Here is a 12,292-nt window from a genome sequence, read left to right on the forward strand (position 1 = left end):
GATCTGCACAAGTACAGAAATGTCTTCCGCTTGGCTATGTTAGACGTGGACGCCTGCTGCCATCGACTGTAGCCGCTTGGGTTGCTCTTCGTGTCGAAGTACCCGGAGTACACCCTCCGCCAGCGCCTGTAACTCATCTTCGCCGGGGTATAGCTCGACGGGCGAAATCCATTCGATGTAACTCTTCAGATGAGTTACGACCCGTGGCGAATGGACCATGCCGCCGGTGAGCAGAATGGCGTCTACCTTGCCGTGCAAAACCGATGCCATGGCGCCAATCTGCTTTGCCACCTGGTAGATCATGGCTTCGAAGACACCTGCGGCTTTCTTATCGCCCGCATCGATTCGCTTCTCCACTTCCATCAGGTCTTTCGTGCCGAGATACGAGGAAAAGCCACCCTCACCGAAAACCTGCTTGTCCATTTCCTTCTGCGTGTACTTGCCACTGAAGCATAGTTTGATGAGTTGCTGCACCGGCAGCGACCCCGACCGGTCCGCGGCGAACGGTCCGTCCTCGCCGGTATTGTTGTCGATGATGCGGCCGTTCTCATGCGCGGATACCGAGATCCCGCTGCCCATGTGCACCACGATCATCCTTAACGATTCGTACAACCTCGCCTTCTCCCGCGCGTACCGCTTCGCCACAGCTTTCGTGTTCAGCGCGTGCAAGAGACACGAGCGCTCAATGAGAGCCGATCCCGATATCCGCGCTGCGGCCTGCCATTCATCGACACTGACCGGATCGACAACGTATGCCTCAACACCGGCGTGCGTAGCGATCGACAAAGCGACCACCGCGCCCAGATTCGAAGCGTGCTCTCCGCGTTTTGCCAGCCGCAACTCTTCGAGCATCGTGTCGTCGACAAGATATGTTCCGCTCGTCAGCGGAGGCAGCAGGCCTCCCCGTCCGACGACCGCATGAAAGTCAGCCTTCCGGAAACCGGCCGCCCTCAACTCAGCCTCGATCAATTCGGTGCGGAATTCCTTCTGTTCCAGTATCGGCCGTCCCTTGAACTTCGCCAGTTCCTCATCCGAGTGCCTCAGCACCTTCACCAGTTCCGGCTTTTCGTTAAGGTAAACCGCGAACTTAGTCGAAGTAGAACCGGGATTGATGGCAAGAATTCTGTACTCAGCGTGCGGCAAAGATCACCCCCAGCGCGATGGCGTTGACCTTGTCATCTGCGCTCTCCACACGCGACGGAATCAGGATCGGAACCTTCGCCCCGACCACGACGTGCGCGCATTGCGATCCGCCGAGGTATTTCACGGCCTTGCCCAGCAGGTTTCCCGACTCGATATTCGGCACCACCATGCAGTCCGCATACCCCGCGACGGAATGGGTGATTCCCTTCGCCTCCGCGGCTTCTCGCAGCAACGCACAATCGAGAGCCACCGGACCAAGCATGTCCACGTCGCCGAACTCGCCCTTCTTCGCCATGTCCTGAAGAGCCTTGGCGTCAACCGTGGAAGGAACCGACTCCGAAACCGCTTCCGTCGCGCTCATGATTGCCATCTTCGGACGACGCAGGCCCAGGCTCCACATCACCTCGATAGCGTTCTGTACGATCTGCTTCTTATGCTCGAGATCGGGGGCGACGTTTAGCCCGCCATCGGTAATGCCCACCAGCCTGCGCGATCCCGTGAGGTTGTCCTCGTAGAGCAGCACGTCACTTAGCACACGACCGGTGCGGAGACCCCACTCTTTGTTGAGGACAGCCTTGAGCAGTTCATCCGTGCGCAAATGTCCTTTCAGAAGGATATCGACCCTGCCCTCTCGCGCCATGCGTACCGCAGTTTCCGCGGCCGAGTTGGCTTCGTCTGCATGAACAAAACTGGCATCGGTGAGCAGGCTTTTAAGCTTCAGAACTTCAGTCTTTGCACGAATCTTCTTGTCATCGCCGATCAGCACCGGCTTGGCGATACCCAGATAGAGCGCGCCATCGGCGGCGGTCAGCGCAACATCGTCGTCGGCGACAACCACCGCTACGCTCTTCGGACCGGCCGCCTGTGCACGTTGCCTCAACTCCACGAAGTTGCTGATCACCTTTACGTCGGATGCAACGGCCGTAGTCATACTTATCCCCTTCCCAAGTTGAACGCCTGCAAGTTGGCTTCGATCAGCGGTTCGGGCAGGTTCTTCTTCAGCGCAACGACCCATGCGTCTTCCGGAAACTGCAGGTGACGGCTGAGCATACCGATGAGCGCCACGTTCACGCTCTTCTTGTTCCGAAGCTGGTTCACGTCGATTTTCGTGGGATCGATCACCAGCCCCGACTTCTTTAGCATGTGCTGGTTCACCGGAACCTGGTCCTCGGAGATGACGATCAGGAAATCCGCCTCGCCTTCCGGCACCATCGGACTGAAGACCTTTTCACCGAACCTGACGTCGCTCGCCACCGATCCGCCGCGCTGGCTCATGCCGTGTACTTCGCTCTTCTTCACGTCCAGTCCGGCCGCGAATGCCACGTCAGCAATAATGTCGGACGCCTTCAGTACGCCCTGCCCGCCCAGTCCGGCGACCACTATGTTAGTTACACGGTTGCTGTTCATTGATCCTCTCGTATTCCTTGATTGCCTTAGCGGCCAGCAGGCATGCGCGACGGTTCACAATTATCGTCAACTCGGGTTTCTCGATCGCTTCCTTAATCAGCTTTTCCAGGCCCATCGGATCCATGGTCCCGTCGATCACATGCACGTTCTTCACACCGAGCGCGCGACACAAATCTTCCAACACCACCTTACCGGTACGAGCGTGATCCAGCGTGCGCCCGGTCGCCGGATGCTCCTGCATGCCGGTCATCGCCGTAATCCCGTTATCGAGGATCACCAGCACGTGCCCCGTCGGCGGCGGGTTATACACCATCTCCACCACCCCGGTGATACCGCTATGAATAAAGGTGCTATCACCGATCACGCTCACTACTCGCTTTGCCTGTTCCGGCGGAAGCACATGGCGCATGCCCAGGGCCACGCCCAGCGACGCTCCCATGCAAACCGAAATGTGCATCGCCTCGAACGGCGGCAGCACACCGAGCGAATAGCAACCGATGTCTCCGGCAACAATGGTGTCCAGGTCTTTCAGGCCGGTATACGCATTCCGGTGAGGGCATCCCGGACACAACGCCGGCGGCTTACCCGGCAACGGCTTGGGTTCCGGCGAAGTGTCGCCGCTGATAATGCGCCGGACGCGATTTACATTCAGCTCCCCGAAGCGATACATCTCCGGTTTATTCTCAACGTTGATCCCCGCCATCCGCGCACCTTCAACCAGGTACGGATCCCCCTCCTCCACCACCACGCACCGCTCAACGCTCGCCGCAAACTTCCGCACTAACTCAAGCGGCAGCGGATACGTCATGCCCAACTTCAACACACTCGCATCCGGTGCAGCCTCGCGCACATGCTGATACGAAATCCCCGAGGTAATGATCCCCAACGAGGTATATCCCGGTACCAACTGGTTCGGACCATCCTGCTCGTTCCACTCCGCCATTTGCGCCAGTTTCGCCCGCAATCGCTGGTGTGCCGGACGCGCGTGCGCCGGAATCATCACGTGCGTCTTCAGGTCGTGCTCGTAGTGAGGCTTCGGCGCCGGCTTGATCGTCCCCGGATCGGCCCGCTTCACCAGCGTCTTGGAATGGCAAACCCGTGTCGTCAATCGCAGCAGGACGGGCACGCTCCAGCGCTCGGAGACTTCAATGGCTTTCAGTGTGAAGTCGTAGGCCTCCTGCGAGTCCGAAGGCTCAAACATCGGGACGCCGGCAGCGACGGCATACCGGCGGTTGTCCTGCTCGTTCTGGCTCGACGCCATCCCGGGATCGTCGGCCGATACGATCACCAGTGCGCCTTTAACATCCATGTAGGCCACGGTAAAGAGCGGATCGGCAGCAACATTCAGGCCCACATGTTTCATGGTCGCAATCGCCCGTCCGCCGGCGAACGCCACGCCAATCGCCACTTCCAGCGCCACCTTTTCGTTCGGCGCCCACTGTGCCTTGCCGCCCAGGTGATCGAGATACTCAAGGATTTCCGTCGAAGGCGTTCCCGGATACCCGGTTCCAAGCGCCAGTCCGGCATCGAATGCGGCGAGCGCTACGGCTTCGTCTCCGCTTAATAACTGAGTGATTTGCTCTGTTCCGGTCGTCATACGAGTCGCGCCGGTTTGGCGCACTCCATAGGGGAACAAACGGCCGGAAACAACGGTAGGACTTACGTCACAAATGCGGCATCAGAGCCTGAACCTGTACAGGTTTGACCCATATTCCTGTGTCAGTTATAGTGAAAAGCAGGTGCTGCCCCCTCGTTCAACGGCAGGACAGCTGACTCTGGATCAGCATATCGGGGTTCGAATCCCTGGGGGGCAGCCAACAGCATTTCACTAGATAGATCCGAGAAGAGATCTGCCTCTCCCCGAACCTCGAATACGCAGCCGCTTTCCGTTTTCCTGGGCGTCAATACGAAGGCTGTCAGATGAGCCTGTAGAGCCTGTTTAACTTCGAGCCTATTCCCAAGCAAAAGACGTTCAAACTCGCCGGCACACCCAATAACGAACTTGCGGATCTCCTCTTCCGAGATGTTGGGCGCCTTAAAGACGGGCCTGTTCAGTCTGTCCTGGATAGCTTCCACCTCCGCTTCGACTTGAGTGAGCCGTGCAAGTAGTGTGGGGGATCTGTGGTGCCCTTGAGCGGCTATAGCATCGGTGATGTTACGGGCTTCTGTTTGGAGCTTGAGCAATTGTTGTTTGAGCCTAGGTCCGTCGCTTTGGTTTCTAGAGGCCTGTCGTTCCGCTTCCGCCAGGTCGTGCCTGATCCTTCGGAGGAATACCTCTGTTGCATACTCCAAAGACTCTGGACTAAGCACACGCTTAATGATGTAGGTTAGCAACTGATCTTCTAGATCGGTGTGTTTGATCGTCTGATCATTTGGGCAAATCCCCTTGTTCTTATGTGCTGGGCAGCCGTATGCAGCGTAAACGCCACTGCCACAAACAATGACCATGAAGCGGCCGCATATTCCGCACTTCAATAGTCCGCTGAACAGATAGTCGCGCTTGGCCTTCCCGAAGCCGCCGACTCTCTTGTACCCGTACTTTTCATTGATTCGACTGATGTGCGCTTGCACCGCCTTCCACTGCTCGTCGCTGACGATTCTCAGGTGCGGTGTCGGTACTCTGATCCACTCACTTTCGGGGCGCATCTCGTACGTCCAAAGGCGAGTCTCGGGATTCAACACTGCCTTTGTTCGGTTCCACACCACCATGCCAATGTACCGCTCATTTCGGAGCATGTCCCTAATCCCGTTGTGTGTCCATCCCGGATCAAATCCGGTTCGCGGTCTCGGGGGAGGAATGTTCTCCCGATTGAAGATCTTCGCGATCTTTGACAGGCTCGCGCGACCACTTCCATACAGATCGAACATTCGTCGGACGACCACGGCCTCGGCTTCGTTCACCTCTTGCTTTACGCCAATAATTGCCGGCCTGCCGTATTCGCCCATCCTGGAAAGATCCTCGATGGCGATGTTGCGGTAACCATAACAACGACCACCGGCGACAAAGCCTTTCAAGACGCGACCTTCTTGGCCTCGATGAACCTTGTCGGCGAGACCAACTAGGTATTGCTCATCCATCATGCCGTTCACGATCAAGAGTTGTCGGAACGTTCGTGTATCACGGGAGTCGAGCCGCTGGCTGACGAAATAGAGGAACACACCCGCGTGTCTAAGTACTTCGCTGATCCTCAAGACGTCGGTTAGGTTGCGGCCCAGACGAGAAGTATCGTCAATGAACAAGTAGTCGAATGGCGGACCTGGTCGCTTCTTTGCGTCGTCGAGCAAGGATGCTAGTGCATCGCGCTGGTTCAGTGTTGCTCCAGAAACCTCCGAATCTGCCCGTACGAATTCGTCCATCACTGCCCAACCGCGTGCCGCCGCTTCTCGGCGACATTGGTGGACTTGGTCCTCAATCGACGTCGGTCGTTGCAAGTCCGACGAGTAGCGCGCATATATTGCCACCCTCATTTCGCCCTCCTTGTGTGTGATGTGTGGTTACGCCGGCGCTCGATAACCGATCTAGGAGGCGAATAACTCCTAACAGGTCCCTGCCCAAGCGAGAAACGTCAGTAAATAAGACGTAGTCAAATGGTCGTGGAACGGACTCGGCCGCTGACATCAACTTCTGCAACTGCCTCAGCCGTTCAAGGTTGTTTCCGGGCACACCGCAATCGACATATATCTGCGATTCATCGATCGACAGTCCGAGTTCGCCAGCTCGCACCCTACAAGCAACGAGTTGGCGCTCGATCGCGGTTCGGTCTTCTTGTGCAGATCGGGCGTAGATTGCCGCTCTCACAATTTCCTCTCCTTCACTGTTATGCCGCTGTGGTTTGTGACTTGTCGTCCGCAGTTTCCGCTCGGGGTTCGACGCTCATGCGTGCGTACGAACGAACGAGCGTCGGACCGATCCAATCGTCGATCAGACCTTTGAGCAGGTCGTCTGACAACGTCAGGTTCGCAACGTCGAGATGTACATCGCTTTTTCCTCGTCGTTGCTTCCGGTGATCTGGGCTGGTAGTCACGGCGGCAGTGGACTGCATGATAGAGAGTTCGAGACCGATTGCAAGAGGTATTTGCGTGTAAGTGATTGATAATACTAGTGTTATACGATGACGAATACGGACTGCATACAGCCGTATAGACAGACCCGCACTGCCAGGCGAACAGGTCTTGTCACTATGAGCGTTGGTTAGCTAGCGCCATACTGCGTGGAAAGCTACTGATGATCGTCCCATCTACATGGAGCACTTAATGGCACAACATCACGAAAACGACATCCTTAAAGCGATAGTCGTAGGGATTAGCCTGCGTCAGGACGAGGACGACCCTCAGATGGCGGCGTTCCGCCTACCGAAGCAGATTCGCGAGCAACTCCGAGAAGCCGCGTCAGCCCATCACGTGTCGAAGACCGATGTCGTCGTGCAATCGCTTAAGGCCATCCTCCCCCAGCTGCTGCGGCCGGCGGATCAGCAGCCGGTTGCTAAGGCCCCGGCGCCTTCGATTGGCATCGGCATAAGCGATTTGGAGCTTCTTGAGGAAATTAGGTCGGAGCAAAGGTCGTGGTGAACCTTGTCCCTAGCGACCCAATAACGACGTGCTAAATTGGTTCACTGTCGGCGTCGTTTGAATCGGCGCTGGCGGGGTCAATCTCAACGAGTTTTAGGTCTTTGCCGTCTCGAACAGCCGTGACGATGACGTCAGTGTCCCAGAGTGGCCTCACAATGTCGTCCATCATCCCTTCAGGGACGATGATCGTCACCGGCCTGCCCTTCGCTGGTGAGACTTTGATCTGACTTTTGTCAGGGCGAAGAGCGTCTGCAAATGCAAGTCGGCCTTCGACGCGAACCCGAGGAGGCTCTCCCCCTGGTGTTGGGGGAACCGCTGTCAGCATCTGAAGCGGCACCCTCGATTGATCAAGCGTAAGGGCCACTTCCTGCGCTTTGCCTTGTCGCACAGAGGTGAAGCCTACAACCTTGATCTCTTTGCCATCTGGCGCGATGGAGCGTGCAAGCCCAACGAAATTCGTGTAGTAGGCGGGATCAGGTATTCGCTCGCGCAGCTCCCGCTCCCTAGCCGAATTGAAGATCGAAAAGCACTCGAGCACCTCATCGACGACTCGCTCTGCAAAGGACAGGCCCTCAAACTGAATCTGGAGGCTCCTGCCTAACTTGAAGCTGACAGCGAAGCTGGCTGCCCGAGGAACAGAAAGGTATACCTCGAGTTCATCCTTGAACTTCTTGGCCACCGCTCCAGCAGACCGGTATGGTCGCTGCAACTTTCGTTCTGCGGTGCGGTATAGGAGCTTTTCTACGCTGGATACACGCTGCAAGAACGTATCGGTTCGAGTGATCCCGTAGCCCACATCAGTGCCACTGATTGACATTTGAAACTCGTCGTTCTCAAGCTCGATGCCCCTCAGACTGAGGTGCCGACGGAAGTAAACCTGTTCGAGCAAATCTCTTAGCTCTTCGGCGATGTCGGAGGTAGGGCGCCCAATCAGGGCGCGGCAAATCAAATGCTCAGCCAGGGCGTATTCACCAGCATCTAGCGCAATAGTGGCGGCACTTCTATGAAGAATGCTTCGAGTCGGCTCCTGGTCCAAATTGCCTGCAACCGAATCGGCAGCTGCCCTTTCCTTTTCGAGAGCAAGCTTCTGAAGTGACATGGATTGTTCCATGTCTCCCCGTTGACGCGCCGCAAGCGCGTCATCCAATAGCTGCATCGCCGCTCGATGAAGGTCTTTCGTGTGATTCACTTTCCTATAACCACGCGAGCACGCGGCCCGCTGAACTCAACGACAGATACGTACGCCGGTGTTCCCGTGTGTGAGGAAGCCTTTACCTGCTCCAACTTCTGCTTGACTCTCGTGCCAATAACGGAGCCGTCGCCGTTGAGGATACCTGATGATTCGAAACGGGTTTTGTTCTGGAACAGATCGTCATCTTCTTCTCCAAACCAGTAATCGAATCCTGTGCCTTTCCGGGAGCGTTCAACGACCACTTGCCCGGTCTGTTTACACACAGCAATGATCCCGATACCACAGGCGCCCCATTCGGTTGCTTCTTGTAGATCAGCATACGTTCTGCGCTGCTGATCAGTTACAGCATCCCAGGTGAGAGTCAAGTTGTCAGCTTGGGACCCGTCTACAACAACGATTACACCGGTGTGGTGGGACTGATCTTCGAGACAAACTGATGCCGCTTCGGCCAGTACGCTGCCGTTAGCAGCCGTCAGGCCGGGCATTCCGTCTCGTAATAGGTCTAGATCGAAGCTCGTCTTCGTCTTCACGCCAGAGCAGTTAGCGGGGGAAGCTGAAGTTTACTAACACCGAACCACCGCGTCCAGTGAAGGTTTTGCGCTTTGGGAGAATTCACTGCAATCCTCGACGGATTGTGATACACACACCATTATGTCGAACAGCCTACGCCTCCGACGCCTGGTAAATGCGGTAGTCTGCACCACTTTCTTCGCGATCACGCCAATGGCGCTTGCGCAAGCTGATCGCGGTATCTACTGCGCTGGCGTTGCAGATGATGGTGGTAATCCGGTCCTGAATGCTCCGTATTCTGGCCTACGTCGGGTTATCACGACGGAGTTGAACGCGGACGGTACAACTAAACGGCGTGAAGCAGTTCAAAGTGAGGCTCGTGACGGAAAAGGACGCAAGTTCATTGCGGGCGAACGCTTCTGGACAACGCGCGTCGGCGACAAAGATGTTGAGAAGAGCGAGGTACTCGTCCGGATCTTCGATCCCGTTGCTAACACAGATACCACCTGGAGTTCGGGCGACAAACAGGTAAAAGTTGTTCATTGGCCAAAGGACGATGGCAACAATTCCGGGCGTCAGCCCAATCCCTTTATGAGCGCCTTGACGCGGAACTCCGAGATGGAGAAGCTCGGGACAAAAACCATCGAAGGAGTCGCGGCCGATGGTGTTCGCCTCACCCGCACTGTGCCAGCTCGTTCCGATCGCGACAGGCCGACTGTTTCCGTCAGCGAATGTTGGTATTCACCAGAACTGAAAGTCATGATTCTTGAGACCAACACTGATCCTGCGCGGGGCACTTTCACCAATCAACTGGAGAATGTAAAGGTCGGCGAGCCGGACGTATCGAAATACCAGCCCCCGGCGAACTATAAGCGCCAAGACGTGAAGGTCCCGTGATCACCAAGGACGAAGTAGAGTTCAACCCGCTAACTGAATACCTCAAGAAAGTGCCAGCGATTACTGGGAACATCGGGACTGGAGCCGATGCAGATGGTTGCTGGTGGGTTAAGTTCACGATTGAGACAGACCATCCTTTGGCTTGGCGTGTTGTCCAAGAGCTCGGACACGTTCTGAACTACGTTTCGCTGGAAGAGAGGCTCCCAACCGTGTTTAAGCCTGTATCTCCACCACCCTATATGAACGGTGGCCCAGAGCAGTTTCTGTCGTGGGTTATCGAATGCCGGGAGAAAGAATTCCTTCCGGATCAATGTGCAGAATGGTTGGAGGGGCGCCTGCCAAGACCTGTGGGTGACTTGAAGCAGTGGGAGCTTGAAGACTGAGGTTCGAGTCCCTTTTCACGCTGGGTGACTCGACCGCTACATGTGTCGCATGATAATCAACATCCTTCGCCGCCGCGGGCCCCAATCGGTCGCGGAGATTTACTCACGGATCAAGATCGGCTCCCGGGCTTCCGTCTCGCAGTCCCTCGCCCTGTTGCTTAGGGCCGGCATGGTTTCTGTCCGGCGCCAAGGACGCAACAACATCTATCAGCTCCAGGCGGCACCGTTCCGTGAACTACTCAGTTTTTTCAACGGTTTACATCGAAGCGCCCGCACAGGTGCTAAACCGTCAACCCATTAGCCTATGCTTACGCGTCTGCGTTGAGCTGCAGACGCACGGGAAGCGAAGCAGTAAAAGCAATCTCTTGAAATAGGCGCGCCTTTGCGAGAGGCTGTGCCATTCCGATTCGGGTCATCCTGCGTGAGGAGGTGCAGTGTGAAGAACACGCGGATTATCGTCACCCACTACGGCGGACCTGAGGCACTGCAAGTTGTCGAGGAGGCGTGTCCCGAACCGAAACCTGGCGAGGTTCGCGTCAAGGTGCTGGCGGCTGGCGTGTCCTTGCCCGACATAATGGTAAGAGAAGGGTTCCATCCCGAGACCCCAGAGGTTCCCTACACGCCAGGATGGGACCTGGTTGGAGTGGTCGACAGCCTCGGCCGGGGAGTAACCGGCATCGAAATCGGGCAGACTGTGGCGGCGATGCCGATCAGCGGCGCGTATGCGGAGTACGCTTGCCTCCGGCGGCGTGAATTAACGCCGGTTCCGAGCGGTTTGGATGCTGCCGAAACGGTGAGCCTCATCCTGAACTACATCACGGCATATCAAATGATGCATCGTTCGGTGAAGGTCAAACCAGGACAGTCGGTGCTAATTCATGGAGCGGCAGGCGGAGTGGGATCAGCACTGCTGCAGCTTGGACGGTTGTCCGAACTGAAGATGTACGGGACGTGTTCATCGAAGAACGCATCCGTTGTGTCCGACATGGGCGCGACCCCAATTGATTACAAGCAGCAGGATTTCGTGAAGGAAATCCGAAGCCTTACAAGTGAGGGCGTCGATATCGTCTTTGACGGGATCGGAGGCAGCCACGTGTGGCGTTCGCGCGAGGCTCTTCGGAATGGCGGTAAAGTAGTGGTTTATGGCTTCACGTCCTCTCTCGATCGTGGGCGGCTTGCTTCGGGTCCTCCAGGAGGGCGTCATCAATTTCGTGAAGCCGCCAAGCTCGGACTCGATGTTTTCCGGAGCTGGGTTCGCCCAGGGCGCAAGCGGATGGTGCCGTACAGCATCCAAACGCTAAAACGCCTTAGGCCTTCGTGGTTCCGACAGGACCTCCTTTTCCTGCTGTACCTACTTCAGCAGCAAAAGATCAAACCGTTGATCAGTCAGCGCCTTGATTTACGCGACGCGAGGAAGGCACAAGAGATACTTGGAAGTGGAGGGGTAACGGGTAAGATTGTGCTCGTCCCATTGACTACCCCGTAGCATCATCATCGCTTGTGGGTAAGGGACGCGAAGCTAGGAGCGCTATCGCTGTTGCACGGGCAACAGCAAGTCTTCCAAGAAATAGGCCGACAGTTCTGTCCTGCTGCGGACACCTGACTTGCGGTATACCCCGAGTGCCTGCTGTCGAATAGTCGTTTCAGTTGTGGATCTGATTCCGGCGATCTCTTTATGACTGAGGCCTTTCAAGATCAGCAAGCCGACTTCGCGCTCGGCGGGGGTCAGCCCCCAACGGACGAACTGTTTCTCGATCGCTTCTCCGAGACCCTTCAGAGCTTCGGCAGCTTCCTCTCGGTAGCGTTGTGCCTCCCGACGTGCCGCCTCAATATCAATGGTTAGTTCGGTTGCTCGCCGGCTAGCAATCCGAAAGCGACGCCAGAGAGTAGCCACTCCACCGATTGCCAGGGCCATCACCAGCCCCTCGACTGCAACGTGACGAAATTGGGTGCCTGACCGGTAATCTGCCACGATGTCAAATCCGATCAGGACAGCGATTGCTCCGAACAGAATCGCCGCAAACCCCGTCGGCCCTAATCCTACGTTCGTATGATCACGCTCTGTAACGTCACTATTTTTCATGTATTTAGGCCTTCATTCATACGTGCGATGACAAGTGCGTGCGTAAGCGGTATCTGAACAGCATCGCAGCGTCGTCCTTTCGGTACGGCGCAATTTAGAACGAGGAGA

At 56.4% G+C, this 12,292-nt stretch carries 12 protein-coding genes and 1 tRNA gene; 5 read left to right on the top strand and 8 right to left on the bottom strand.

Translation table 11 applies throughout. From position 1 onward, the window contains the following. Positions 1-39: 39 nt before the first annotated feature. The 4 genes from buk to VN577_21905 are packed head-to-tail and all read right to left on the bottom strand — an operon-like array spanning position 40 to position 4,147. Entirely contained in the window at positions 40-1,143 is a 1,104-nt protein-coding gene (gene buk, locus VN577_21890) for a butyrate kinase (GenBank protein HWR17496.1), read from the bottom strand. Continuing rightward, entirely contained in the window at positions 1,130-2,074 is a 945-nt protein-coding gene (locus VN577_21895) for a phosphate acyltransferase (protein ID HWR17497.1), read from the bottom strand. The genes buk and VN577_21895 overlap by 14 nt, the downstream gene beginning before the upstream one ends. A 2-nt stretch (positions 2,075-2,076) precedes the next feature. After that, complete coding sequence (locus VN577_21900; protein ID HWR17498.1) at positions 2,077-2,550, bottom strand: indolepyruvate oxidoreductase subunit beta; 474 nt, start codon at positions 2,548-2,550, stop codon at positions 2,077-2,079. Beyond that, on the bottom strand, positions 2,528-4,147 hold the full coding sequence (locus VN577_21905) for a thiamine pyrophosphate-dependent enzyme (protein HWR17499.1): 1,620 nt from the start codon (positions 4,145-4,147) through the stop codon (positions 2,528-2,530). Before VN577_21905 ends, VN577_21900 begins: the two co-directional genes overlap by 23 nt. 146 nt (positions 4,148-4,293) lie before the next feature. On the opposite strand from VN577_21905, the gene VN577_21910 reads away from it, so the two are divergent. Beyond that, positions 4,294-4,367 (top strand) — tRNA-Gln (locus VN577_21910). A gap of 2,001 nt (positions 4,368-6,368) precedes the next feature. On the opposite strand, the gene VN577_21915 is transcribed toward VN577_21910, so the two are convergent. Then, positions 6,369-6,593 (bottom strand): hypothetical protein, encoded by a 225-nt coding sequence (locus tag VN577_21915; GenBank protein ID HWR17500.1) that lies wholly within the window; start codon positions 6,591-6,593, stop codon positions 6,369-6,371. Positions 6,594-6,804: 211 nt separating this feature from the next. On the opposite strand from VN577_21915, the gene VN577_21920 reads away from it, so the two are divergent. Continuing rightward, positions 6,805-7,119 (top strand): Arc family DNA-binding protein, encoded by a 315-nt coding sequence (locus tag VN577_21920; protein HWR17501.1) that lies wholly within the window; start codon positions 6,805-6,807, stop codon positions 7,117-7,119. Positions 7,120-7,150: 31 nt separating this feature from the next. Here the strand turns inward: VN577_21920 and VN577_21925 are convergent, their stop codons facing one another. Both VN577_21925 and VN577_21930 read right to left on the bottom strand, forming a co-directional pair. Beyond that, a complete protein-coding gene (locus tag VN577_21925; protein HWR17502.1) occupies positions 7,151-8,308 on the bottom strand; it encodes a hypothetical protein in 1,158 nt (385 codons plus the stop codon). Beyond that, complete coding sequence (locus VN577_21930) at positions 8,305-8,796, bottom strand: hypothetical protein (GenBank protein ID HWR17503.1); 492 nt, start codon at positions 8,794-8,796, stop codon at positions 8,305-8,307. Before VN577_21930 ends, VN577_21925 begins: the two co-directional genes overlap by 4 nt. Before the next feature lie 166 nt (positions 8,797-8,962). On the opposite strand from VN577_21930, the gene VN577_21935 reads away from it, so the two are divergent. The 3 genes from VN577_21935 to VN577_21945 all read left to right on the top strand — a co-directional run bounded on the left by VN577_21935 (position 8,963) and on the right by VN577_21945 (position 11,587). Continuing rightward, complete coding sequence (locus VN577_21935) at positions 8,963-9,718, top strand: hypothetical protein (GenBank protein ID HWR17504.1); 756 nt, start codon at positions 8,963-8,965, stop codon at positions 9,716-9,718. After that, the gene (locus VN577_21940; protein ID HWR17505.1) at positions 9,715-10,101 is read left to right on the top strand and encodes a hypothetical protein; all 387 of its coding nucleotides are present in this window, start codon (positions 9,715-9,717) and stop codon (positions 10,099-10,101) included. The genes VN577_21935 and VN577_21940 overlap by 4 nt, the downstream gene beginning before the upstream one ends. 436 nt (positions 10,102-10,537) lie before the next feature. Continuing rightward, the gene (locus VN577_21945; GenBank protein ID HWR17506.1) at positions 10,538-11,587 is read left to right on the top strand and encodes a medium chain dehydrogenase/reductase family protein; all 1,050 of its coding nucleotides are present in this window, start codon (positions 10,538-10,540) and stop codon (positions 11,585-11,587) included. Between the two features lie 42 nt (positions 11,588-11,629). Here VN577_21945 and VN577_21950 read toward each other — a convergent pair whose 3' ends face one another. Further along, complete coding sequence (locus VN577_21950) at positions 11,630-12,184, bottom strand: helix-turn-helix transcriptional regulator (protein ID HWR17507.1); 555 nt, start codon at positions 12,182-12,184, stop codon at positions 11,630-11,632. Positions 12,185-12,292: the final 108 nt, after the last annotated feature.

This window comes from Terriglobales bacterium, assembly GCA_035561515.1.
Classification (GTDB): domain Bacteria; phylum Acidobacteriota; class Terriglobia; order Terriglobales; family Acidobacteriaceae; genus DATMXP01.